Annotated in this window: 21 protein-coding genes and 1 pseudogene; 12 read left to right on the top strand and 10 right to left on the bottom strand. The window is 65.9% G+C overall.

Features of this window, described 5'->3' with window-relative positions; translation table 11 throughout:
* Both N539_RS0114605 and N539_RS0114600 read left to right on the top strand, forming a co-directional pair.
* Positions 1 to 339 (top strand): annotated as a pseudogene (locus N539_RS0114605) (hypothetical protein); the annotation flags it as partial.
* A gap of 39 nt (positions 340 to 378) precedes the next feature.
* On the top strand, positions 379 to 780 hold the full coding sequence (locus tag N539_RS0114600) for a hypothetical protein (protein ID WP_028970856.1): 402 nt from the start codon (positions 379 to 381) through the stop codon (positions 778 to 780).
* A gap of 58 nt (positions 781 to 838) precedes the next feature.
* Here N539_RS0114600 and surE read toward each other — a convergent pair whose 3' ends face one another.
* The gene (gene surE, locus N539_RS0114595; RefSeq protein WP_028970855.1) at positions 839 to 1,630 is read right to left on the bottom strand and encodes a 5'/3'-nucleotidase SurE; all 792 of its coding nucleotides are present in this window, start codon (positions 1,628 to 1,630) and stop codon (positions 839 to 841) included.
* Between the two features lie 379 nt (positions 1,631 to 2,009).
* Here surE and dksA point away from each other — a divergent pair, with 379 nt between their 5' ends.
* Complete coding sequence (gene dksA / locus N539_RS0114590; protein ID WP_443027631.1) at positions 2,010 to 2,375, top strand: RNA polymerase-binding protein DksA; 366 nt, start codon at positions 2,010 to 2,012, stop codon at positions 2,373 to 2,375.
* Between the two features lie 130 nt (positions 2,376 to 2,505).
* Here the strand turns inward: dksA and N539_RS18285 are convergent, their stop codons facing one another.
* A complete protein-coding gene (locus tag N539_RS18285) occupies positions 2,506 to 2,670 on the bottom strand; it encodes a YdcH family protein (RefSeq protein ID WP_081774410.1) in 165 nt (54 codons plus the stop codon).
* A gap of 153 nt (positions 2,671 to 2,823) precedes the next feature.
* Here N539_RS18285 and N539_RS0114580 point away from each other — a divergent pair, with 153 nt between their 5' ends.
* The 3 genes from N539_RS0114580 (at position 2,824) to N539_RS0114570 (ending at position 4,771) form a co-directional block, all read left to right on the top strand.
* Entirely contained in the window at positions 2,824 to 3,021 is a 198-nt protein-coding gene (locus N539_RS0114580; RefSeq protein ID WP_028970852.1) for a DUF465 domain-containing protein, read from the top strand.
* A gap of 99 nt (positions 3,022 to 3,120) precedes the next feature.
* Positions 3,121 to 3,609 (top strand): DUF1465 family protein, encoded by a 489-nt coding sequence (locus tag N539_RS0114575; RefSeq protein WP_037553074.1) that lies wholly within the window; start codon positions 3,121 to 3,123, stop codon positions 3,607 to 3,609.
* A gap of 16 nt (positions 3,610 to 3,625) precedes the next feature.
* Positions 3,626 to 4,771, top strand: a complete 1,146-nt coding sequence (locus N539_RS0114570; protein ID WP_028970850.1) for an iron-containing alcohol dehydrogenase — start codon at positions 3,626 to 3,628, stop codon at positions 4,769 to 4,771.
* Here the strand turns inward: N539_RS0114570 and N539_RS0114565 are convergent, their stop codons facing one another.
* Together N539_RS0114565 and N539_RS0114560 are read right to left on the bottom strand one after the other, a co-directional pair.
* Complete coding sequence (locus N539_RS0114565; protein ID WP_028970849.1) at positions 4,772 to 5,731, bottom strand: NAD(P)H-dependent flavin oxidoreductase; 960 nt, start codon at positions 5,729 to 5,731, stop codon at positions 4,772 to 4,774.
* 3 nt (positions 5,732 to 5,734) lie between these two features.
* Positions 5,735 to 6,733 carry an NAD-dependent epimerase/dehydratase family protein gene (locus N539_RS0114560; protein WP_028970848.1) on the bottom strand — a complete coding sequence of 333 codons (999 nt, stop codon included), beginning with the start codon at positions 6,731 to 6,733 and terminating at the stop codon, positions 5,735 to 5,737.
* A 53-nt stretch (positions 6,734 to 6,786) separates the two neighbouring features.
* On the opposite strand from N539_RS0114560, the gene N539_RS0114555 reads away from it, so the two are divergent.
* From N539_RS0114555 to N539_RS0114540, 4 genes are read left to right on the top strand one after another with little or no spacing between them, the layout of a single operon-like run.
* On the top strand, positions 6,787 to 10,272 hold the full coding sequence (locus N539_RS0114555) for a hydantoinase B/oxoprolinase family protein (RefSeq protein ID WP_028970847.1): 3,486 nt from the start codon (positions 6,787 to 6,789) through the stop codon (positions 10,270 to 10,272).
* Positions 10,269 to 10,940, top strand: a complete 672-nt coding sequence (locus tag N539_RS0114550) for a DUF969 domain-containing protein (protein ID WP_028970846.1) — start codon at positions 10,269 to 10,271, stop codon at positions 10,938 to 10,940. Before N539_RS0114555 ends, N539_RS0114550 begins: the two co-directional genes overlap by 4 nt.
* On the top strand, positions 10,937 to 11,890 hold the full coding sequence (locus N539_RS0114545; protein WP_028970845.1) for a DUF979 domain-containing protein: 954 nt from the start codon (positions 10,937 to 10,939) through the stop codon (positions 11,888 to 11,890). Before N539_RS0114550 ends, N539_RS0114545 begins: the two co-directional genes overlap by 4 nt.
* On the top strand, positions 11,887 to 12,879 hold the full coding sequence (locus tag N539_RS0114540; RefSeq protein WP_028970844.1) for a DUF2891 domain-containing protein: 993 nt from the start codon (positions 11,887 to 11,889) through the stop codon (positions 12,877 to 12,879). Before N539_RS0114545 ends, N539_RS0114540 begins: the two co-directional genes overlap by 4 nt.
* Here N539_RS0114540 and N539_RS17450 read toward each other — a convergent pair.
* From N539_RS17450 to N539_RS17445, 3 genes are read right to left on the bottom strand one after another with little or no spacing between them, the layout of a single operon-like run.
* Positions 12,813 to 14,267 carry an efflux transporter outer membrane subunit gene (locus tag N539_RS17450; protein WP_051531892.1) on the bottom strand — a complete coding sequence of 485 codons (1,455 nt, stop codon included), beginning with the start codon at positions 14,265 to 14,267 and terminating at the stop codon, positions 12,813 to 12,815. The genes N539_RS0114540 and N539_RS17450 overlap by 67 nt on opposite strands.
* Complete coding sequence (locus N539_RS0114530; protein WP_028970843.1) at positions 14,264 to 17,452, bottom strand: multidrug efflux RND transporter permease subunit; 3,189 nt, start codon at positions 17,450 to 17,452, stop codon at positions 14,264 to 14,266. Before N539_RS0114530 ends, N539_RS17450 begins: the two co-directional genes overlap by 4 nt.
* Before the next feature lie 3 nt (positions 17,453 to 17,455).
* On the bottom strand, positions 17,456 to 18,685 hold the full coding sequence (locus N539_RS17445; RefSeq protein WP_231463146.1) for an efflux RND transporter periplasmic adaptor subunit: 1,230 nt from the start codon (positions 18,683 to 18,685) through the stop codon (positions 17,456 to 17,458).
* Between the two features lie 372 nt (positions 18,686 to 19,057).
* Between N539_RS17445 and N539_RS17440 the strand changes: the two genes are divergently transcribed.
* The gene (locus tag N539_RS17440; RefSeq protein ID WP_197018446.1) at positions 19,058 to 19,960 is read left to right on the top strand and encodes a M23 family metallopeptidase; all 903 of its coding nucleotides are present in this window, start codon (positions 19,058 to 19,060) and stop codon (positions 19,958 to 19,960) included.
* Here N539_RS17440 and N539_RS18020 read toward each other — a convergent pair.
* Both N539_RS18020 and N539_RS0114510 read right to left on the bottom strand, forming a co-directional pair.
* Entirely contained in the window at positions 19,869 to 20,990 is a 1,122-nt protein-coding gene (locus N539_RS18020; protein ID WP_051531890.1) for a glycosyltransferase family 87 protein, read from the bottom strand. The genes N539_RS17440 and N539_RS18020 overlap by 92 nt on opposite strands.
* A gap of 127 nt (positions 20,991 to 21,117) precedes the next feature.
* Positions 21,118 to 22,011 carry a phosphatase PAP2 family protein gene (locus N539_RS0114510; protein ID WP_197018445.1) on the bottom strand — a complete coding sequence of 298 codons (894 nt, stop codon included), beginning with the start codon at positions 22,009 to 22,011 and terminating at the stop codon, positions 21,118 to 21,120.
* 146 nt (positions 22,012 to 22,157) lie between these two features.
* On the opposite strand from N539_RS0114510, the gene N539_RS0114505 reads away from it, so the two are divergent.
* Positions 22,158 to 22,949 carry a DUF2569 family protein gene (locus N539_RS0114505; RefSeq protein ID WP_051531889.1) on the top strand — a complete coding sequence of 264 codons (792 nt, stop codon included), beginning with the start codon at positions 22,158 to 22,160 and terminating at the stop codon, positions 22,947 to 22,949.
* Between the two features lies 1 nt (position 22,950).
* Here the strand turns inward: N539_RS0114505 and N539_RS17430 are convergent, their stop codons facing one another.
* Positions 22,951 to 24,306 (bottom strand): hypothetical protein, encoded by a 1,356-nt coding sequence (locus N539_RS17430; protein WP_156030045.1) that lies wholly within the window; start codon positions 24,304 to 24,306, stop codon positions 22,951 to 22,953.
* Positions 24,307 to 24,571 lie beyond the last annotated feature (265 nt).

Here is a 24,571-nt window from a genome sequence, read left to right as displayed (position 1 = left end):
GGTGCGGTTGCCGCATCGAGCGCTGCCCCCGTTTTTGCCAATCCGTGGGCGACATTGTCGGCGATGACCGGCGGCGCTCCGGCTGCCGCTTTGTGCGGTGCCGCCGCGGTTGCCGCAGCTGCTCAGGCGCCCGCGAATTGCGTGCTTCCGGTGACCGACGCTGCGCCGCCGGTGGCGCAAAGCGTGCCGCCGGCCCCGATCCCGGTTCCGCCGGTCGAGGCCGCGGGTGGTGGCTTGGCGTTCGACCCGCTGCTGCTTGGGCTCGGCGCCCTTGCCGCGGGTGCGCTCATTTACTTCCTGGTCCGCAAGAACAACAACAATTCCAACAGCCCGGCCTGATCAGGAACGTCATCGGTTAGCCCAGGATAAGGAGGCGTCATGAAGAGCCTGTATTTGGTACGCGCTGCCGGCGCATTGGCGCTCATGACCTCGCTTTCCGGAATTGCTTATGCGCAGGCATGGGTGCCGGGCAGCGAGATCGTCGGTCAGCCGGTCACGGTGACCACCAACGGCGTCAGCAACACCGTCTATCTGGATCCGGGCGGCTCGGCGCGGATCATGACCCCGGGCGGCAACACGGTCGCGGGGACGTGGAGCGCGGCCAATGGCCAGCTTTGCCTCAGCACCGGCGCGGCGCAGGAATGCTTCCCCTACGCGTCTCCGTTCCAGGCGGGACAGCCGCTGACCCTGACCAGCTCGTGCGGGTCGAGCTCGACCTGGCTTGCGTCCTCGACCAACAGCGCTCCGCCCCCGGCCGGGCGCAGCGAACGCGGCAAATAAGCTAGATCATTTCTCGAATTCGGTTTGCGGCTGCGGTCTTTGGGGCCCCATCAAAGTATTACTTTGATGGGATAACCTCGTGCGTGGCCGCAAATTCGTTGCGCAGGCCGGCGATCGACGCATCGTGCGTGAGGTCGAGGTGCAGCGGAGTGACCGAGACGTAGCCGTCGGCGATGGCTTCGAGGTCGGTCGACTGACCCGGTGTATGGACCAGTGGCCCCAGCCCGAACCAATAATAATCGTAGCCGCGGGGATCGGTGCGCTGGACGATGCGCAGGCGCCCGTAATCGCGCAGGCCCTGGCGGCAGATGCGAATGCCGCGGACTTCGTCGGGGGGCAAAGCGGGGAAATTCACGTTGATCAACGTGCCCGGCCCGGTTTCGAACGCGGCGAGCGGCGCCAGCACCCGGTCCGCCCACGCCTCGGCCGCGGCGAACGGCACAGTGTCGCCCATGCCCTCGCGCGAATAGGCCTGGCTCAAGGCGATCGAGCGCACCCCGGCGAGCGCGCCCTCCATCGCCGCCGACACCGTGCCCGAGTACGTGACGTCCTCGGCCAGGTTGGCGCCGCGGTTGATCCCCGACAGGATGAGGTCGGGCGGCTCGTCCTTCATCACGTGCGCGAGCGCGAGCATCACCGCGTCGGTCGGGGTGCCGGTGACCGAGAAGCGGCGCTCGTCGTGCCGGCGCAGGCGGACCGGCTGGGTCAGCGTCAGCGAATGGCCCGCGCCGGACTGCTCCTCGGCGGGGGCGACGATCCAGATGTCGTCCGACAAGCGGCGGGCGGCAGCCTCGAGCAGCTTGAGCCCGCGGGCGTTCACGCCGTCGTCGTTGGTCAGCAGGATCCGCATGCCGCGGCTATGGGCGAGCAGCGGAAATGCCGCAACCGCGGGAAGGCATTGCGCCATATTCGCAACATCTCGGCGATTTCTTCACTTCGCGACCGTCAGTTCTTGTTAAGCCCTTGGCGCCTATCTATAGGCCGCGTTGGGGATGACTGGCTTTCTTGCGGGTTCTAAGTCCCGGGAAAGTCAGAAGTAATCGCCTCCGGCTGCCCGGTGGCCCGGTCGCAGCGGGGGCTGCGTTTTGGGGCTTCCGGAAGCCCGGAAGTCCCGCGGGGAGGGACTAATGGCGACGGCACTTGTCGACCTTTATGGCGGCGACGATTTCGAACGATTCGACCGCATCGCGCTGACGGAAAGCTATCGGCCTTCCGACGGCGAAAAGTTCATGTGCGCGAAGCACCGCGCTTACTTCCTGAGGAAGCTCAAGGCGTGGAAGGAAGCGATCGTCGATGAATCGCGCGCGACCATGGCCCAGCTCCAGGTCGATTCAATGCGCGAGCCCGACCTTGCCGACCGCGCCTCGAGCGAGACCGACTGGTCGATCGAGCTCCGCACCCGCGACCGCCAGCGCAAGCTGATCGCCAAGATCGATTGCGCGATCCGCCGTCTTTACGAGGGCGAGTACGGCTATTGCGAAGTGACCGGCGAGCCGATCTCGCTCGCCCGCCTCGAAGCCCGCCCGACCGCCTCGATGACCGTCGAAGCCCAAGAGCGCCACGAACGCATCGAGCGCGTTTCAAGGGACGACTGACCCGGCCACGGCCGGACGTTTCACGAGAGAATAGTAAGGCCTGCCGGCGAGCGCTTGGCTGCGGCAAACACGGCAGCCCTTATGGGCAGGCGCGGCGACCCGTTGCCGCCGCGCATAAAAAAGGCCGCCTCTAATGCAGGAGGTGGCCGGCGATTTCGTCCTTGAGCCTCAGTTTTTCTTTCTTGAGGCGGTGGAGAAGGTCTTCGTCAGGGTGGGCTCGATGCTCCTCCTCTTCGATGAGGTCGTGGAGCGCGGCATGCTTCGATTCGAGTTCCTCGGCGATTGCCTTGTCCATTGGTGCCGGTCCTTTCCGTCAGTGTGTCACCACCGCGTAATAAATCACGAAACGGGCGGATTGTCTCGGGCGATTTCTCGGCTCGGCGGTTTTGGCGCGCGGGTCGTCGGCCGCGTTCCAGCCGCCGCGGACTTCGGCTAAAGGGCGGGCGCGATGAACGACGATGAACCCGCTGCCGACCTTGCCGGGCTCAAGGCCGAGCACCGCGCGCTCGACGAGCGGATCCGGTTCCTGTCCGCCGAGCCGACCGGCGACCAACTCGAGCTGGCGCGGCTGAAGCGCCGCAAGCTCCTGCTCAAGGACCACATCGAGCGCATTCGCGATTCGAACGTTCCCGACATCATCGCCTGAGGAAGCTGTCCCGTCGGGGGACATTTTCAGGAGGCGCGGGCGCCCATGCCCGAAACTCAAGCGTTTCCACCGGTCATGAAGAATGGCAGTCTTTGGCCGATGGACGACTCGGACCTGCCCGGACCGCAAGCGCGGATCACGTCGCGGCTGATCGACTCGCTTTATACCGAGGCGATGCTGCTTGCCGACGAGGCGCGCTCCTACTTCGACGACGCCGGGCGCGACGAGCGTTCGACGCTGGAGCCGTTCGCGCGCGTCGGCTTCGCCTGCGAGTCGCTGAAGGTCACGACGCGGATCATGCACATTGTCGCCTGGCTGCTGACCCAGCGGGCCATCGAATCGGGCGAGATTGCGAGCCGCGAGGGCCGTCGTCCGGAGCGCCGGCTGGGCAATGCCCAGGACAGCGATCCGGCGGTGATCGATCAGTTGCCCGAGGCCGCGCGGCGGCTGATCAACGCCAGCGCCGAGCTCTACGCGCGGGTCCGCCGCATCGACGACGGGACGGTCGAGGCCGAGGTGGCGCAAAGCCCGGCGCGGGCGCTGATGGGCCGCCTCGAGCGAGGACTTGTCGGAGACCGGTCCGCCTGATTAGTTGCGCGTTCCCATGCGCAGCTTCACCTTTCATCCGGGCCCGATGCTGCTGTGCGGCGGCGACAAGCTTCAGGATCTGGTCAACGCCCTGCCCGATGGGCCATGCCTCCTCGTCAGCGATGCCGGCGTCCTCCGCTTGGGCTTGCTCGACCGCTGCCGCGATGCGCTGAACGGCGCCGGGCGCGAGGTCGCCCTGTTCGACGCGGTCGAAGCCGATCCGTCGCGCAAAACCCTGCTCACCACCGTGGAGCTCGGTCGCTCGGTAGGCGCGGCGTCGGTCGTCGGGTTCGGCGGCGGCAGCCCGATGGACGTCGCCAAGCTCGCGGCTTATCTGCTCGGCTCGGGCGACGATCTCGATAGCATCTGGGGGGTCGGCCTCGCCCGCGGTTCGCGGTTGCCGCTCGCGCTCGTGCCGACCACGGCGGGGACCGGGTCCGAAGCCACTCCGATCTCGGTCATCACTTGCGACCGCGGAGTGAAGCTGGCGGTCAACGCCTGGGCGTTGCTAGCTGACGTCGCCTTGCTCGACTCCGATCTCACCGTCGGCCTGCCACGACACGTCACCGCCGCGACCGGCGTCGATGCGATCGTCCATGCGGTCGAGGCCTACACCTCGGCCAGGCTCAAGAACCCGCTGTCCGACGCTTTTGCCCGCGACGCGCTTCGCCTGCTGGCAGGGAACCTCGTTGCCGCCTGCGACGAGCCGGACAATCTCGACGCGCGCTCGGCGATGCTGCTCGGCGCCCACCTCGCCGGCATCGCCTTCGCCAATGCGCCGGTGGCCGGAGTTCACGCGCTCGCTTATCCGCTCGGCGGCGTGCATCACCTGCCGCACGGGCTCAGCAACGCATTGATGCTGCGCCCGGTCCTCGAACATAATGCCGAAGCCGCGCGCGCGCTCTATGCCGAGCTTGCGCCGATCGTCGATCCGGGGTGTGAGGGCGCCGGCAGCCAGGGCCGGGTGCGCGCGCTGATCGACGGGCTTGAGCGTCTCTGCGTCGAAAGCGGGCTGCGGCTGCGCCTGCGCGATCACGGCATTACTGCGGACGACCTGCCGCGCCTCGCCCGCGACGCCATGCTCGGGGAGCGCATGCTGATCAACAATCCCTGCGCGATCACCGAAGCGGACGCGCTCCGGCTCTACGAAGCGGCCTGGTGATCAGGCGCTGAGCCGTGCCCTCGCCGCCGCATATTGGTCTGCAAGCAAGTCCACGAATTCCAAGGTTGGCTGCACCCGGTCAATCACGCCGATGCCCTGACCCGAGCCCCAGACGTCGCGCCACGCCTTCGACTTGGCCGTTCCATCCGAACCGAACTTCATCGTGTCGAGGCTGCCCGCGGCAAGGTCGTCGGGGTCGAGCCCCGCGTTGACGATCGACGAGCGCAGATAATTGCCGTGCACTCCGGTGAACAGGTCGCTGTAGATGATGTCCGCCGCGCCGCTGTCGACAATCGCCTGCTTGTACGCCTCGGGCGCGTTCGCTTCCTCCGTCGCGATGAACGGCGAGCCGACGTAGGCGAGGTCGGCGCCGGCCGCCTGGGCCGCCAGCACTGCGCCGCCGTTGGCGATCGCGCCCGACAGGATCAGCGGCCCGTCGAACCAGCCGCGGATTTCCTGCAGCAGCGCGAAGGGCGACCAGCGGCCGGCATGCCCGCCGGCCCCGGCCGCGACGGCGATGACTCCATCGGCGCCTTTCTCGACGGCTTTGCGCGCGAAGCGGTCGTCGATCACGTCGTGGAGCGTGATCCCGCCCCACGAATGGACCGCCTCGTTCAACTCGACCCGAGCGCCGAGCGAGGTGATGACGATCGGCACCCGCCACTTGGCGCACACCGCCATGTCCTGCTCGAACCGGTCGTTCGAGCGGTGCACGATCTGGTTGACCGCAAATGGCGCCGACGGCCGTTCGGGATGCTCGCGGCCCCACGCCGCGAGCGCCTCGGTGATTTCATGCAGCCACTCGTCCAGCAGCGAGGCCGGGCGGGCGTTGAGAGCGGGAAAGCTGCCGACGATCCCCGAGGTGCATTGCGCGATGACCAGCTTGGGCGTCGAGACGATGAACATCGGCGCACCGATCACCGGGATGCGCAGTTTTTGCAGGAGCGGCGGCAGGCTCAGCCGTCAGACCTTGTGGTAATCGCGGTACCAGGCGACGAACTTCGGCACGCCCTCGTCGATGCTGGTCGTGGGCTTGAACCCGTGGTCGTGCTCGATCGCGCTGATGTCCGCGAACGTCTCCTTGACGTCGCCGGGCTGCATCGGCTCGGGCGAAAGCAACGCCTTCTTGCCGGTCGCTTGCTCGAGCAGCTCGACGACGCGCATCAAATCTTCGCTGCGGTTGTTTCCGATATTGTAGAGCGCGTGCGGGCTGGTGCTTCCGCCGGCCTTGAGCGAGCCGTCGTCGGCGGGCGGGGAGTCGAGGCAAGCGACGATGCCGCGCACGATGTCGTCGATATAGGTGAAATCCCGGCGCATCTCGCCACGATTGAACAGCGGCAACGGCTCGCCCGCAAACAATGCCTTGGTGAAGATCCACATCGCCATGTCGGGGCGGCCCCACGGCCCGTAGACGGTGAAGAAGCGCAGGCCGGTTAGTGGGACCTTGTACAGGCTCGAATAGCTTTCGCTCAGGAGCTCGTCGGCCTTCTTGGTTGCCGCGTACATGGAGAGCGGGTGGTCGACGCGGTCTTCGACCCGAAACGGAAGGCTCTTGTTGCTGCCATAGACGGACGACGAGGATGCATAGACCATGTGCCGCGTGCCACGCTGCCGGGCGAGCTCGAGCATGTTGCAGTGCCCGACCAGGTTCGACTGAACGTACGCCGCCGGGTGCTCGATGCTGTAACGGACGCCGGCCTGCGCGCCCAGGTGAACGATGCCGTCGAACCGATGGTCGTCGCCGAGGCGATTGAGCGCGTCCGCGTCGGCGAAATCCACTTGTTCGAAGCCGAACCTGTTCCCGAACTGCCGGCCGAGATTATCGAGCCGGGCCCGCTTCAGGGCTGGGTCGTAATAGTGGTTGAGGTTGTCGATCCCGATGACCTCCTGGCCACGCTCGAGCAGGGCCCGCGCGGTGGCGGCGCCAATGAAGCCTGCGGACCCGGTGACGAGAACGGTCATGGCGGTTCCTTAGGGGGTGCAGTCCCGCGCTGAAAGGCCCTAGAGGCTCCTGCATGGGGAGCAGCTGGACCTTCGTGATCGATCGTGGCGGCACCTTCACTGACGTCGTCGGCCGGTCCGCCGAGGGACAGGTGCGGGTCGAAAAGCTGCTGTCGGAAAATCCGGGCCAATATGCCGACGCCGCGCTGGAGGCGATCCGTCGGATCCTGGCTGAAGAGGGCGGGTCGGTCTCGGAAGTGCGGATGGGCACGACGGTCGCGACCAATGCGCTGCTCGAGCGCAAGGGTGAGCGTGTCGGACTGGCGATCACGCGCGGCTTCGGCGACGCTTTGAGGATCGGCTATCAGGCGCGGCCCGACATCTTCGCTCGTCACATCGTCCTGCCGTCGATGTTGTATGAGCGCGCCGTCGAGATCGACGAGCGCGTCGGCGTCGACGGCGAGACTTTGATCGCGCTCGACGAAGGTCAGGCGAGGGCAGGGCTTGAGCTCATCCGAGCCGACGGGATCGACTCCCTGGCGATCCTGCTCATGCACGGCTGGCGCTATCCGGGGCACGAGGCGCGGCTTGCCGAAATCGCGGACGACCTGGGCTTTACCCAAATCTCGGTCGGCCACGAGGTTGCGCCTCTGATCAAGTTGATCGGACGCGGCGATACCACGGTGGTCGACGCCTATTTGTCGCCGGTCCTCCGCCGTTACGTCGACCGGGTCGCTGCCGGGCTGCCTCACGGCACGGACCTGCATTTCATGCAATCCAACGGCGGCCTCGCGGAGGCGACGGCATTCCGCGGCAAGGACGCCATCCTGTCCGGTCCCGCGGGCGGCGTTGTTGGCATGGTCGCGGCGAGCGCGCCCCACGAAGCTGGCCATCTGATCGGCTTCGACATGGGCGGCACGTCGACCGACGTATCGCACTATGCCGGCCATTTCGAGCTGGCCGACGAGAGCGTCGTCGCGGGGGTCCGGATTCGCGCGCCGATGATGCAGATCCACACGGTTGCCGCGGGCGGCGGATCGATCTGCCGTTTCGACGGGATGCGCTTCCGGGTCGGGCCTGAGTCTGCTGGCGCCAAGCCCGGCCCCGCCTGCTACCGCAACGGCGGCCCGCTGACGGTCACCGACTGCAACGTCTTTCTACGCCGCGTCGACCCCGCTCATTTTCCCGCGGTATTCGGCCCGAACGGCGACCAGCCGCTCGATCCCGATGCGGCGCGGATCAGGCTGCAAGAAGTTGCCGACGCGGTCGGCGGGAAAAGCCTCGAGCAAATCGCCGAAGGCTTTCTGGAGATCGCGGTCGACAACATGGCCGCTGCAATCCGCAAGATTTCGATCGCGCGAGGCCATGACGTCAGCCGTTACACGCTCGCCTGCTTCGGCGGCGCCGGCGGTCAGCATGCCTGCGCCGTGGCGGATGCCCTGGGGATGGAGCGCATCCTCATCCACCCGCTCGCCGGCGTGCTCTCGGCCTACGGCATCGGCATCGCCGACGTGAAGGCGATCCGCGACGCCACGCTGCTCAAGCCGCTCGCCGAGGATTTTTCGCCTGCACTGCGCGACCTCGAGCAACGCGCCCGCGATGCGCTGGTTGAACAGCATGTACCTGTCGAGCGCATCGAACTGCATTCGCGCGCGCGGCTACGGACCGCCGGCAGCGACACCACGCTCGAAATCGAGGTGGCACCGGTCGACGCGATGCACGCCGCCTTCACCGACCTTCACCGCCGCCGCTTCGGCTATTGGGACGAGGGCGCGGAGGTGATCGTCGACGCGCTGGTCGTCGAGGCTGTAGGCAAGTCCTCTCCGGAACGGGGAGGGGGACCGGCCGCGAAGCGGACGGTGGAGGGGCCTCACATCGGCCCGGCACTGATCTTCGATCCTACCTCCACCATCGTTGTGGAACCCGGCTGGCGCGCCCAGCGGGCCGAGGACGGGACGCTCATCCTCACCCGACACACACCGCTCGACCGCGCCAAGGCGATCGGCACCGACGTCGATCCCGTGCGGTTGGAAATCTTCAACAACCTGTTCATGGCCATCGCCGAGGAGATGGGCGTCGCGCTCCAGTCCACCGCGACGAGCGTGAACATCAAGGAGCGGCTCGACTTCTCCTGCGCGATCTTCGACCGCGACGGCGCGCTCATCGCCAACGCGCCGCATATCCCGGTGCATTTGGGTTCGATGGGCGAAAGCATCCGAACGATCATCGACACGCGCGGAGAGTGCCGGGACGGGCGCGGCATCCGCCACGGCGATGCCTACGTCCTCAACGACCCCTATCGCGGCGGCACGCATTTGCCCGACATCACCGTCATCGTTCCGGTGTTCTACGATGATGATGCCGATCCCGCCGCCTTCGTCGCCGCGCGCGGACATCACGCGGACATCGGCGGGATCGCGCCCGGATCGATGCCCCCCGACAGCCATTCGATCGATCAGGAAGGCGTGCTGATCGATAATGAGCTGCTGGTCGACGAGGGCCATTTCCGCGACGCGGAGATGCGCGCGCTGCTCGGCGCGGGCGAATGGCCGGCGCGCAATCCCGACCGCAACATCTCCGATTTGAAGGCACAGCTCGCCGCCTGTACGCGCGGCGCCGAAGTGCTGGCGCAGACCGCCGGCGATTATGGGCCGGAGGTCGTGGCCGCCTACATGGGCCATGTCCTCGCCAACGCCGAAGAGTCGGTTCGCCGCCTACTCGACCGGCTCGACGATGGCGAGTTCCATTACGAGATGGACAATTGCGCCTGCGTCCGGGTGCGCATCTCGATCGACAAGTCGGCGCGGTCGGCGACCTTCGATTTCACCGGCACGAGCGACCAGCTGCTGGACAATTTCAATGCGCCTTTCTCGATCGTCCGCGCCGCCTCGCTTTACGTCGTCCGCACGCTGATCGACGACGCGATTCCGATGAACGACGGGTGCCTGCGCCCGATCGAGCTGATCGTTCCCGAAGGGTCGATGCTCAATCCGCGCTATCCCGCCGCCGTCGTCGCGGGCAATGTCGAGACCAGCCAGGTACTGACGGACGCGCTGTTCGCGGCCACCGGGCGCCTCGCGCCGAGCCAGGGGACGATGAACAATTTCACCTTCGGCAACGACCGCCACCAATATTATGAGACGATCGCCGGGGGGTCGGGCGCGGGACCGGATCACGATGGGACGAGCGCGGTTCAGACGCACATGACCAACAGCCGCCTGACCGATCCCGAGATCCTCGAGACGCGGCTGCCCGTTCGCCTCGACCAGTTCGCGATCCGCCGCGGCTCGGGCGGCCCCGGCCTGCACGCGGGCGGCGACGGGGTGGTGCGCGCCGTCACCTTCCTCGAGCCGATGCGCGCCAACATCCTCGCCAATCGCCGGCGGGTGCCGCCGCGCGGCATTGCCGGCGGGGCGGACGCGCAGGCGGGGCGCAACTGGGTCGAACGCAGCGACGGCTCGGTCGAAATGCTCACCGCGACCGACTCCGCCGAAGTCCAGCCGGGCGACCGCTTCGTCATCGAGACGCCCGGCGGCGGCGGCTATGGAGCGCGCGAATGAGCTACTGGCCGCTGCTCGGCATCCTGCTCGTCGTCGTGGGCTTCGCGCTCAGGATGAACCCGATGCTGGTCGTCACCGGCTCGGCGATCGTCACCGGCCTCCTCGGCGGGATGGACCCGGTCACGGTCATCGCGACCTTCGGCAAGGCGTTCAACGACAACCGCATCATCGCCATCGTGTGGATCGTACTGCCGGTGATCGGCCTGCTCGAGCGCTTTGGCCTGCAGCAGCAGGCGGCGGCGCTGATCCGGCGGATGCGGAACGCGACGGTTGGGCGGTTGCTGATCCTCTACCTGATCTACCGCCAAGCGACCGCGGCGATCGGGTTGCAGTCGACCGCGGGGCAGGCGCAAACGGTGCGTCCGCTGGTCGCTCCGATGGCGCTCGCCGCGGCCGAGAAGGAGCATGGCGCGCTCGACGACAAGACCGCCGAGAAGGTCAAGGCGATGTCGGCGGCGACCGACAATGTCGGGCTGTTCTTCGGCGAGGACATTTTCATCGCGATCGGCTCGATCGTCCTCATTCAGCAGATCCTGGCCACCCACGGCTACGACATCGAGCCGCTGCACCTCGCGCTGTGGGCGATCCCGAGCGCGATCGGCGCCTTCCTCATCCATTCGGCGCGGCTGCTGTGGTTCGACCGCAAGCTGAGGCGGCGCCGGCCATGATCACCATGCCCTGGCTCTACGCGGTCGCGGGCACAATGTTCGCCGCCTTCGCGGTTCTGTCGCTGGCCGACCGGGCCAATGCCAAGCGCCTGGGCAATGCCGCGTTCTGGGGGCTGATGGCGGTCAGCCTGCTCGCCGGCGACTGGATCGGCGACTTCGCCAACGGCCTGCTCGTCCTCGGCCTCGCCGGCATCGCCGGGTTCAAGCTCCTCGGCCGCAGCCATCCTCCGACCACCAGCGACGAGGAGCGCGCGCGGTGGTCGGCGCGGCTCGGCAACCGGCTGTTCCTGCCGGCGCTGATCATTCCCGTCACCGCGCTCGTCGGCACGTTGGTCTACAATTACACGCCGATCGGCGGCCTCGGCTGGATCGAGCCCAAGCGCGAAACCTATGTCTTCCTCGTGCTCGGCGTGATCATCGCCCTCGCCACCATCTTCGCCTGGCTGAAGCCGCCGCCGATCGCCCCGTTGCAGGAAGGGCGTCGCCTGATGGACGCGATCGGCTGGGCGGCCGTGCTGCCCCAGATGCTCGCCGCGCTCGGCGTGCTGTTCGCCGCGGCCGGCGTCGGCGACATCATCGGCTCGCTCGCGCGCTCGATCATTCCGGAAGGCAATGTGTTCCTGACCGTCGTCGTGTTCGGCGTCGGCATGGTCGCCTTCACCATGATCATGGGCAACGCCTTCGCCGCCTTCCCGGTGATGGCGGCGGCGATCGGCGTGCCGTTGTTGATCCAGGGCTATCACGGCGACCCTGCCGTGGTCGGCGCGGTGGGGATGCTCGCCGGCTTCTGCGGGACGCTGATGACTCCCATGGCCGCCACCTTCAACCTTGTCCCCGTGGCCCTGCTCGAGCTCAAGGACCAGAATGGCGTGGTCAAGGCGCAGGTCGCAACGGCGCTGCCCCTGCTCGTCTTGAACCTCCTCATCATCTACTTCGCGGCGTTTCGATGAAGCTCGACGCCGGCCTAGCTTCGCGCATGGCGCAAATCGCCCTCGGTCACGTGACTCGCGAATATCCGCACAAGCTCGACCAGGTGCTGACCAGCGACGGCGACCTCGCCCCGCCGCGCGTCCTCCATCCGATTTTCTTCGGCAGCTTCGACTGGCACAGCTGCGTTCACGGGTGGTGGACTTTGCTCACCCTGCGCCGATTGTTTCCGGACGGTCCGGAAGCCGGGGCCATCGCCGACCTCGCCGGCGCCAGCTTTACGCCGGACAAGGTCGAGATCGAGCGCGCCTATCTCGACCAGCCGTTGAGCCGTGGGTTCGAGCGCCCCTACGGCTGGGCGTGGCTGCTCTATCTCCATCTCGAAGCGTCGCGGCACGGCGAAGCGTGGGCTGCAAACCTCGAGCCATTGGCGCGCGCCTTCGCCCAGCGCTTCCACGATTATCTGGCCGTGCTGACTTACCCGATCCGGGTCGGTACCCATTTCAATATTAGCTTCGCGCTGCGCCTCGCAGTGGAGTGGGCCGAGCGTTTCGACCCGCCGCTTGCCGAACTCATGCGCGCCCGCGCGCTCGACTGGTTCGGCAACGACCGCGACTGCCAGGCGTGGGAGCCGGGCGGCGATGAGTTCCTGTCATCCGCTCTGATGGAGGCCGCGTGCATGGCGCGGTTGCATCTCGATAGCTTCCCGCGTTGGTTCGCCGGCTTCCTCCCCAGCATGGCCGATCGCCAACCCGCCACCCTCTTCGCTCCCGCAACCGTTAGCAACCGGAGCGACGGCAAGATCGCGCACCTCGACGGGGTCAACCTCAGCCGCGCCTGGTGCTGGCGCGAGATTGCGGCCTTGCTCGAGGGAAGGGAGCGCTCGGTCGCGGAAGCTTCAGCGGACGAGCATCTCGCCGCGGCGCTGCCCCATATCGCCGGCGACTATGCCGGCGAGCATTGGCTGGCGAGCTTCGCGCTGCTCGCATTGCTGTCGCCCGGGAGCGGCTGACACACCGGCGTCGCCTGCAGCAGCGCGTCGCCGCCGATCGCCTGATAGATGGTGATGATGTTCTGCGCGGCGGTGAGCTTGGTCTGCACGAGCACCTGCTGCGCCGAATAATAGGACCGCTGCGAATCGAGGACCGTCAGGAACGGGTCGATCCCCTCGCGGTAGCGGGCCTCGGTCAGCACATAGGTGTCCGCCGTCGCCGCCTGCTGCCGCTGGCGGGCCGCGATCTCGTCGTTGATCGTGCCCCGCCGGGCGAGCGCGTCGGCGACTTCGCGGAACGCGGTCTGGATCGCCTTCTGATAAGTGGCGACCGCGGCGTTGCGCTGGGCTTCCGACAAGCGGACGTTGGCGTGTCCCGCGCCCGATTGGAAGATGGTGTAGGTCGCATCCGCCCCGGCGCTGAATCCGAGTCCGCCCGACAACAAACTGCCCAAAGCGGTGCTGGCAAAGCCGAGCAGGCCGGTGAGCGTGATCCGCGGGAACAGCGCAGCGCGCGCGGCGCCGATCTGGGCGTTCGCCGCGCGCAGGTCATATTCGGCCTGGATCACGTCCGGGCGTCTCAGCAGCACGTAGGAATCGAGCCCGGCCGGAACCGGCGCAATGGTTCCGAATGCCTGGTCGATCGAACCGGGCAGGAGGGTTGGGTCGATCGGTGCTCCGACCAGCAGCTGCAGCGCATTGACGTCCTGGGCCACGGCGGTCCGCTGCCGTGCGAGGTCGGCCTCGGCACCGCTCAACACCTGTTCGGCCTGGCGAAGGTCGGTTCGCGGCGCGATCCCGCCTTCGAGGCGCAGGCGGGTCAGCCGCACGCTTTTCTCGGCGCTCGCGGCCGTCTGCTCGGCGATGAGCCGCAAGCTCGAATCCGCGCCGTAAGTCACCCACGCGCTGGCGATGTCGGCGACCAGCGCCAACCGCGTCGAGCGCGCCCCGGCCTCGGTCGCGAGATAGCGCTCGAGCTGGACCTTGGTCAGCGACCGCACGCGGCCGAACAGGTCCAGCTCGAAGCTCGGGACGCTCGCGCCCAGCTGGTATTGGGCGCTGAGATTGTCGGTCTTGTCGCCCGAAACGGTCACGCCGGCATTGGCGTTGACCGTCGGCAGCAGGTCCGCTCGCTGGATGCGATATTGTTCGCGCGCCGCCGCGATGTTCGACGCCGCAACCATCATGTCGCGGTTGTTGACGAGTGCTTCCGCGATCAAAGTCTGCAGGCGCGGGTCCTGGAACACCTGCTGGTAGGTGAGGGTCGGCAACCCAATCTCCGCCTGCGCCAAATATGGATCGCCGGTCGGCCACGAGGCCGGGATCGCCGGGTCCGGCTGGACGACGGCCGGCTCCATGGTCGCGCAGCCGGTGGCGAGCAGGGCGATGAGGGAGACAAGCCGCTTCACGCTTGCGCCTCTCGCTGTTTGCCGATGCGGGCCTTCAGCTTCTTGATGCCTTCGCGCACGCTGCGGCGGACGAGCACGAAGAACAGGGGGATGTAGAAGACGGCGAGGATCGTCGCGGTCAGCATCCCGCCGATGACCGCCGTGCCGATCGCCGCGCGGCTGTTGGCGCCGGCACCCGTGGCGAGCGCCAGCGGAAGCACGCCGAAGATGAAGGCGAAGCTGGTCATCAGGATCGGGCGAAGCCGGATTCGCGCCGCTTCGATCGCGGCGTCGATGACCCTTTTGCCCTGCTTTTCGGAGCGCTCGGCGAATTCGACCATCAGGATCGCGTTCTTCGCCGACAGGCCCATGGTCGTAATCAGCCCGACCTGAAGATAGACGTCGTTCTGCATTCCGCGCAGCGTGACGAACAGGATCGCGCCGACCAGGCCGAGCGGAATCACGAGTAGTACCGCTACCGGGATCGACCAGCTCTCGTAGAGGGCCGCAAGGCACAGGAAGACGACGATCAGCGCCACCCCGTAAAGGATCGGCGCCTGTCCCGAGGACAGCCGCTCCTGGTAGGATTGACCGGCCCAGGCGACGTTGATCCCCGGTACTTGGGATGCCAGGTTCTCGATAGTGTTCATGGCGTCGCCCGAGCTCACGCCCGAAGCGCCTTGTCCCGAAATCTCGAAGGACGGATAGCCGAGGAAGCGCGACAGGCTGGTCGGCGTGGTCATCCAGGAGTTTTGGGCGAATGAGCTGAACGGCACCATGCCGCCCTGGTTGTTGCGAACGAACCATTGATCGATCGCCTTGGGCTCGGAGCGATATTGCGCGTCGCCCTGCACATAGACGCGCTTCACCCGGCCGCGGTCGACGAAGTCGTTGACGTACCGTCCGCCCCAGGCCGTCGAGATGGTGTTGTTGACGTCGCTGGAGCTCAGGCCGAGCGCGGCGACGCGCTGCTGGTTGATGTCGACCTTCAAGCTGGCGACGTCGGGGAGCTCGCTGAGGCGGACCTGGGTCAGCTTGGGATTCGCATTCGCCGCCGCAAGCAGCTGGTCGCGCGCGGCGGCAAAAGCCTGCTCGGACATGCCGCCGGTGTTCTGGAGCTCCATCGTGAACCCGCTCGATTGCCCGAGCCCGCGGATGGCGCCGGGCACGAGCGCGAAGACCTGGGCGTCGCGAAGATTGCGGAACGCGCCGGACGCGCGCTGCACGACCGCGTCGGCGCTGTTCGCGCTGCCGGTCCGCTTGGCGTAATCCGCAAGGTTGATGAAGGCCTGACCGGTATTCTGACCCGCCGCGCCCTGTCCGCCGCCGGCGACCGTGAAATAGGTTTTGACGTTCTTCTTCTCGGGCCCTTTCAGGAAGTAATCCTCGACTTGTCGCTGGACGGTCAGGGTCCGGGTCATGGTGGCACCCGCGGGGAGCCGGAACTGGATCAGCGCGGCGCCCTGGTCCTCACTCGGCAGAAAGCCGGTCGGCAGCCGCAGGAACAACAGCACCAGCAACAGGACGACGCCGGCGTAGATGCCAACGAAGATCCACTTGCGGTCGACCACGCGGTGGACCGTGCCGACGTACCAATGGATCAGCCGCTCGAAGCCCCGGTTGAACTTCAGGCGGCCGGTTTCGACCGCGTGGGCGAGGCGGGGCGCCTTTCGGCCGACCCAGGTTTCGCCGACGGTGGCATGGTTGCGCCGAAGCAGGTTGGCGGCGATCGCCGGGCTCAGCGTCAGAGCGATAAAGATCGACAGTACCATCGCCGAGACGATCGTTGCCGAGAATTGGCGGTAGATGACGCCGGTGGAACCGCCGAAGAAGACCATCGGGAGGAAGACCGCCGAAAGCACCAGCGCGATTCCGATCAGAGCCATCTGGATCTGATTCATCGAGGTGACCGTTGCCTCGTATGGCGTCATCTCGGGATTCTCTTGGAGCAGGCGCTCGACGTTTTCGACGACGACGATCGCGTCGTCGACCAGCAGGCCGGTGGCGAGGACGAGCCCGAACAAGGTCATCGTGTTGATGGAGAAGCCGAGCGCGTAAAGGACCGCGAAGGTGCCGAGCAGCACGACCGGCACGGCGATGAACGGAATCAGTGTCGCGCGCCAGCTCTGCAGGAATACGAAAATGACGATGACGACAAGGACGATCGCCTCGATCAGCGTCTTCACCACTTCCCAGATCGACAGCTTGATGAAATCACTGGTGTCGTTGGCGTAAGCGTAGGAATAACCGGCCGGCATCCGCGGCGCGATCTCGGTGACCTTCGCCTTGACGAGATTGGCGGTGCGGAGCGCGTTGGCACCGGGTTCCAGCGATATGCCGATGCCGGCACCGGGATGGCCATTGGCACGGATCCGCGCCGAATAATTGTCGGCGCCGAGCTCGACCCGCGCGACTTCGCCGAGAAGCACGCGCGCGCCGCTCGGATCCGCCTTGACGATGATGTTGCGGAACTGGTCGGGCGTCTGCAGCCGCGATTGCGCCGTGACCGTGGCGTTGAGCAGCTGCCCCTCGGGTTGTGGGAGCCCGCCGACTTCGCCGACCGCGAGCTCCGTGTTCTGGTTCTGGATCGCCGTGACGATGTCGCCCGGCATCAGCTGGAAACTGGCCAGCTTCTGCGGATCGAGCCAGATGCGCATGGCGTAGGACGACCCGAACACGTTGACGTCCCCGACGCCCGGGATGCGCGAAAGGTCATCCTGCATGTTGGTCGTCAGCCAGTCGGAGACGTCGAAGTTCGTGCTCTTGTCGGTGCTGTCGTAAATGGCCACGATCAGCAGCAGGTCGGGCGACCCCTTGGATACGCGAACGCCCTGCTGCTGGACTTGCTGGGGCAGGCGCGAGATCGCGGTCTGGATCGCATTCTGCACCTGCACCTGGGCGATGTCGGGATTGATGCCTTTGGTCAGGATGACGCTGATCGAGACCTGTCCCCGCGCGGTCGACGACGATTGGAAGTAAAGCATCCCGTCGATGCCGGTGAGCTGCTGCTCCAGGATCTGGGTGACGCTGCTTTCGAGCGTCGCGGCGGACGCGCCCGGGTAGCTTGCCCGGATATTGATCTGCGTCGGCGCGACGTCCGGATATTGCGCGACCGGCAGCGAGACGATCGCGCCGATGCCCATCAGCATGATGATGATCGCGATCACCCAGGCGAAGATCGGGCGATCGATGAAGATCTTCGACATCCGCTAGCCGCCGCCGCGCTGGTTGGCGCCCGTCTTCTTGATTGCTCCCGGCGGCGGCGCCTGGATGCGCTGCGGCGCGCTCGCCGGCACCGGCTTGATCGGCGCTCCGTCCTTGAGGTTGGCGGTGCCCTGCGTGATCACCTTCTCGCCCGCCGCGAGGCCCTGGGTCACCACCCAATATTGGCCCTGCGTGCGCTCAGCGACAACGGTGCGCTGGACCGCCTTGTTGCCCGGCCCGACCACGAACAGCGTGGCATTGCCCTTGGGGTCGCGAGTGATCGCCGGCTGCGGCACCAGGAACGCGCTGGTGTCGATCGCCTGCGCGAACTCGGCGGTCACGAACATGCCGGGCAGCAGCACCGACTGCGGGTTGGCGAACCGCGCCCGCAGCGTCACCGTGCCGGTCGCCTGATCGACCAGCACCTGGCCGAATTCGACAGTGCCAGTGAAGCCGTAATAGCTGCCGTCGGGGAGCTTCAGGCGCACCTGCGCCGTCGTCGGCACTGCGCCCTCGCGGCTCAGCGCATTGCGCAGCGCGAGCAGATCCGCCGCCGATTCCTGGATGTCGACGAACACCGGATCGAGCCGCGTGATGGTGGTCATCGCGTCGACCTGGTTGGCGGTGACGAGCGCGCCTTCGGTGACGGCGGACAGCCCGATCCGGCCCGAGATCGGCGCCGGCACGCGGGTGAAGCGCTGGTTGATCTGCGCGCTCCGCAGCAGCGCATTGTTCTGCGCGACCGAGGCGTCGGCCTGGCGCGCCTGGGCCAGCGCGTCGGTATAGTCCTGCTTGGAGATCGCCTCCATCTGCGCCAGCGGCTTGTAGCGCGCCGCCCGCGTCCGCGCCGCCTCGGCGCTCGCCCGCGCGCTCTGGAGGTTGGCCTGGGCCTGCGCCGCCTGCGCGTTATAGACGCTGGGGTCGATCTGGTAGAGCGTCTGGCCCTGGCGCACGAACGAGCCCTCGGTGAACAGCCGCCGCTGGACCACGCCCGACACCTGCGGCCGCACTTCGGACACCTGGAACGCCGCGATCCGCCCCGGCAGCTGCTGCTCGATCGGCGCGCTGCCCTGCTGGACGATGACATAGCCGACCTGGGTCGGGCCGCCGCGCCCGGCACCGCGTCCGCCGGCAGTGTCGCCGGAAGACCCGCACGCGGCGAGCAGCAGCGCTGCGCCGGCCAGCGCGGGCAGGGACTTCAGGGCGCGGCGGCGGCTGGGGGCACGCTCGTCGATCAATCGCTAATCCTTGGCTTGGGCCCGGCAGGCGACGCGGGCGCCTTTGGGCAATTCATGGCTTATTGCAACCCAAGTGTGAAAGTTCCGGGACAGCCCACCCGCCTTCGACGAACCGCCGCCTCGCTCGACGAATGCCGGATCGGGACGTTCCTTCTCCGCCTCATGAAAGATCGCACTTGACGCGGGGCGCCCGGACGCGGGACAATAAGGACGGAACCGAGCCGACGCCACTTTGGGGGGCAAACGGCTGTGCAAAGTCTGTTGGGGGCAACCACGGAACCCGTGAGGGGAAGCGACGCGCGTCTCGGCGCGCGCTCGTTCCGTGCGTCAACGACTCGGCGCCGCGCGGTCCCATTGGCGCTCGGCTCGGTGACCCTTGCCATTCTCGTCGTCAGCGGCGCCCGCGCGCTCGAAGGCCCGGCACCCGCGCACGGCGCCCCGATCGCGCAGGTCCGGCCGCAACGCTACGCCGCCGCAGCTCCAGCCCCAGCCGCCAGCGCAAATGAGCAGCGCTTCGCCGGCCGCGTCGGCGACGACTTGAGCCGCGCCATGCTCGCCGCCGGCGTGCCCGAGCGCCAGGGCCGCGAATATGTCGCGCTTCTCTCCCGCGCGTTCGACCTCCGCCAGGGCCTCAGCGTCGACGACAAGTTCGACCTCATCATCCTCGAGGGCGAGGACGGCCGCCCCGCTCAGCTCGTCTATGCCGGGCTCGACCGCGTCGCCCGCGCCGATGTCGAGCTGTTGAAATGGACCGACGGCAAGCAGATCGTCTGGCTCAACGCCGACGGCGTCGGCGGCGAGAGCTCGACCACCATGCATTTGCCGGTGTCGGGCCGGGTGACCTCGGCCTTCGGCAACCGTTTCCACCCGATCCTCGGCTATGCCCGGATGCACCAGGGCGTCGACCTTGCCGCCGCCTACGGCGCGCCGATCGCGGCGGCGGGGCCGGGCAAAGTGGTCGCGGCCGGCTGGGCCGGCGGCTACGGGCGCGAGGTGGTGATCGCCCACGGCGGCGGCATCCAGACGCGCTACGGCCACATGAGCCGCCTTGCCGCTTACCCCGGCGAGGTGGTCCGCCAGGGCCAGGTCATCGGCTATGTCGGCTCATCGGGCCTGTCGACCGGCCCGCACGTCCATTACGAGGTTTTGAAGAACGGCCGCCCGGTCAACCCGATGTCGGTCAAGCTGACCGGCGGCCCCGGCCAGCTCGAGGGCGAGAAGCTCCACCAGTTCCGCGATGCGCTGCGCTCGCTGCTGGTTCAGGCGAGCTGAGCAGGAAACCCATCGACAGTATCGCCGCAATCGGGATGGTGTTCGGCCCCGGGTACAAATCGGCGTAGCTGGCGAACGGCAGCGCACAGAACAACCACAGGATGAAGACGAGCGCCGGACGCGGGTTACGCTGGATGAAATAGGCCATCGGCACGACCATCAGCAGCGTGTCGTGGGTATAAATATATGGCGGGATCAGCAGCGTCGCCGCGCACAGGACCGGCACCTTCGCGGGATGATCGCGCGACCATGCGTGCCAGGTAGCCAGCGCCGCCGCCGCCGCCACCATTGCGTGAACGATGAGCGATGGCGTCTCCGGCAATCCCATGAACCGGCACAGCGCGAATACGCTCGCCAGCTCGTTCCACGGCAGCATCCCCTGCTGCACGAACGCGGTGTAGTGCGGCAGGATCGCCAGGAACGCCTGATAGGTCGTGATTCCAAACGCGATCAGCGCGAGCAGCAGCAGGATCGAGCTGGTGGCCACCCCGCCGGCAATCGCCTTCCATTCCCTCGCGGCGATCAGCGCCACCGGCAGCAACAGCGCGAGTTGCGGCTTGATCACCAGCACGCCCAGGATTGCGCCTGCCAACCAGGGCCGTGTCGACAACAATGACGTGCCGCCAATGAAGATCGCCGAGGTCAGGAACCCGTTCTGCCCGATCAGCGCATTCACGAGCGCGGCCGGATGGATCAGCGCATAAGGCATCGGCGCCGCCCGGCGGCATGCCCAGACGTAAAGCGCGCCGGTAATGCCGACCCACGGGAAAATGCCGATCCAATAAGGCACAGCTCCGAACGGCGCGACGAAGAACAGGAACGGAGGCGGGTAGGGGAAGGGGTTCACGCCACTCTTCAAAGCGCCCGTCGTCAGCTCGAGCGCCTTGTGGACCGGGATGTTGTACGCATCCCACGGCGCGCCCTGGAGTGTCAGCCTGCCGGCGGCCCAGAAACTGGCGAAGTCGGTGGTGATCGGATGATAGAATGTCCGCCAGGTCGACACGACGTAATAGGCGGCCAGCAGGAGCACGAAGATAGACGCGAGGCTCCAGCCTGGGCGGAATCGCAAAGGGGTTGATCGACCTTCGCGACTTGCAGTTTCGTTCAAGCCCATGCTTCCTTAATTAGCCGGTGCGCGCTTGCGTTGCAGCCGACGCTTAAGAACCAGCGGTAGACGGCTGCGGGTCGTTGACCTCAAGGCGTTTGGCTATGATGATGGCTACGACCGCGACAGCCCCGCCCGCAATCAGATCAATCAGATAATGTTGGCCATAAGGGATCGTAGAAAAGATCATCGCCGCGTTGATTGCCACGAACGGCCATCGAAGGATACGAAGGGGCCAGGTTGCCCAAACACAAATGACCCCAATTGCGGTGTGATAACTTGGCAGCGAAACCATCCCGACCATCATTTTGGGTGAAATCACTCTGACACCATGGTCTCGCATTGCGTCGATCATATGAGTCCAAGAGCCGACCGGCCCTAGTCCGTAGTAGCCCACTGGTCCGATAGCCGGAGCAAACGGATAAACCACCGCCGTCATCACAAGGGACACAGCGATGGCGAGGACAAAGGTCCAGACATCTCGTCGAGCGAGAACGAGTATGAGAATAATCAAGGGAGGCTGCCAATCGAATGAGTGATAAATCGTTCGAAAAGGCCAATTGCGGACGGCGCGGTAGAGGGATGGAAAGTCAAATCCGACGGCTTGGTCCGCAGCTGAGAGCCAGCGATCTGCATAGGGTAAGGCCCATACAGTAGCTGGGAAAAATAGTGCCCAGCCCGCGGCCGCCTGAATAAATAGTAAGGCGGTCGCTTCCAGCCACGTGGCGACCCTAGTGAAACCCGCGCGGCGACCCAGCCACGCAGATGTCAGGAACAGGAACGCAGCGCCTGACGGAAGAGCCAGCGAGATATTGGAGAATGACAGACCGAGAGCCCGGTATATCGCTGCGGCCACTGCCAATTCCACAACGACAAACAGATATATATTGCGCGCTTTACGCTCAAACGCACGTCCAGGCGTATAACCCTGGCGCAGCCCAGCCAACACACGCAAGCCCTCCCCCCAAGCTTCCTAACGGCAGGTCACCAATGAACCAACTCAGCGCCTCTCAGAAGCAGTCTGTTCTAGGAACAATGAGCTAACACCGATCATTTACGATATCGCAAGCGTGATCGGGCTAGGGCGAAGACATGGAGAACGGACGCCCGATGCTCGAACGGTTTACTAACAGGATGCACGCGCGGTCCGCCGCTTTGCTTGTTTCGCTCGACACGCGGCTCGATCGGATCCTCATCTACTGGCTGCTCGCCAGCGGCCTGATCGCGACGGCGCGGCTATCGTTCAGCGCACCGGTGCTCCCGATCGCCAGCTTCGCAACCTTCTTCTCCTATATGCTGCTGATCGTCGCGCCCTTCGCCTCGACCCTGCTCGCGCTCCGCTGGTTCGCCGATGGCGATCGCCAGCCGCAACCGTCGATCCGCCTGGCGTCGTTCGGGAAATGGCACCAGCTGACCCTGAGCCAGGCCAAGCGCCACCGTCTCTACGGCACCAGCGGAATCATGGTCTCGCTGCTCGTTGGCATGATGCTCAACGTGCCGATGCGCGTTCTCGAATATCTGGTTGCGATCCCGCCGCTTCCTACTGCGACCCCACCCTGGCTGTCGGCCCTGCACTTCGCGATGACTTTCGATGCGGTCCTGTTCAGCAGTCTCTACATGATCGCCTTCGTCGCCGCCCTGCGGCGCGCTCCGCTCTTCCCGCGGTTGCTAGTGGCGATCTGGCTGTGCGACCTCGCGATGCAGCTAACAACGGCGCATCTGGTGATGGGCACGGGTTCCGTTCCGGGCGGCGTCGCCGACGCGCTTCAGACAATCCTGTCCGGCAACATCAAAAAGGTGCTGATCAGCATGGCGCTGTGGCTGCCCTATTTGCTGCTCTCGACGCGAGTGAACGTCACCTATCGCCACCGCATTCCTGCGTAATTCAGCCGCCCGTCACCCGATAGAGCCGGCTGTCTTCATCAGCCCAAAGCAACTTCAGTCCCTGCCTCGGCCGATCTGTGAAGCCGTTGGGCTCCACCAACCAGACAAAATCAAAAGCGTGTCGCGGAAACTGCTCGAGGGCCTGGTCAGCCGTCCTTAGCTTAGGGCCATTCTGCAGCTCTCGGGCTCTCAAGACGCAGCTCTCCGCGTATGTCGCCTCGGAAGGTTCGATCAAAAACGGTTCGGCCTCAGGATCGTGGACGCGGATCAATTGAGCGCCCGGTATTTGCCACTGCTCGTTAGCAAAGCCGTTCTTCCTGAAAATCACGAATGCGCCAAGTTGGCTATGCCGAGGCAGGGGCCATACTGCATCGCACGAAAGGCCCACGAGTGATAAGACCCGTGCGCCTTCCGGAATGTGATCGAGAGCTCGCAATTGCCTGCCCCATTCGGCGTCTGCCATTGCGAAACTGACGGTATTAGCGATGAGCCGGAAGCCGACAAACAAACAGGCCACGAGCGCAAGGCGGTTCTGGGTCCGGCTGGGCGTTCGATCCCTGAAGCGAACTGCGACGACCGCCAGGATCAAAATGAAGGGCGCAAGTCGAGCATCCGCGTAGACCGACCCGAACATCCTTACCGGAAGCAATAGGAAGATGATTAGAAGCACGGACGCCGGAATCGCCAACCGACGTGATAGCTGGAGTTGACGATCGAAAATCGCCGCGCTGATCAAAACGATGACGGCCGCGACGGAAACCGCGTCGATCAGAAGCCACCGGTCTTCCAACGAAGCGATTAGGTAGAAGACTTTCCAATGCAGGTTGAAGAAGCCCGTGGTGATCGCGCCCGCATGGCCGGCGCGCCATGCAATCATCAGCAACAGTGGAACTCCGAGTGGCAGACTCGATATCGAAGCGCCACCGGCCGCGTTCAGCCAAGTTCTTCCTTGATCCCGCAGCCTCACCAGTTCTGAAGACCAGACCATCAAGGCTAAGACGCCCCATCCGAAAGCATGCGCGAGCCAGACGAGGCAGGAGATGGGAACGAAAAGCGCAGCCCTTGGCCTTGCGGCCGAAGTCCGTTCCAGCCTCAACCAAAGCGCGAAGGCCAGGAGGGCCAGCGCCATCGACAGCGAGAAGTTCACGAAACCATAGTTGAACGGTAATCCGTACACGAACGGCACCGCGAAGAGCGTCGTCGGGGGGACGCGGCCGTGAACCTCGCGTGCGGTCCAAAAAATGCCCAGCACCGTTAGCGGTGCGATCAGGATGACGATGAGTTTGGACCCTGCTTCGAGCCCGAACGCAGCGGCGGCCGGGATGACGAGTAGGTCGACACCCAGATTGCCGATCAATGCCCATTGAAATGAAAAGTACTTATGCAACTCGGACGGCGCGCCTTGGTCGAGTTGGATTCGGTACCTTCCGATGTGTCCGGGGAGGTCGACTAGGGGTGGTATATGCGGCCATAGGAGCGGGGCGGTGCTGAGCAGCGCAATTAGCAACAGAAATGTGCGATTATCGAACCACGGTCGGTCGATCGTCCCCCGCTGCATCTCCTCACCTTAGCAAGCTTCCTACTTCTGTCATCTTCAACGGAACGCTCCGCGCCGAGTCGCG

This window comes from Sphingomonas sp. URHD0057 (assembly GCF_000620665.1).
In the GTDB taxonomy this organism is placed as follows: domain Bacteria; phylum Pseudomonadota; class Alphaproteobacteria; order Sphingomonadales; family Sphingomonadaceae; genus Sphingomicrobium.
The sequence above is the reverse complement of the archived record's forward strand: the minus strand, read 5'-3'. Positions and strand labels throughout refer to the sequence as shown.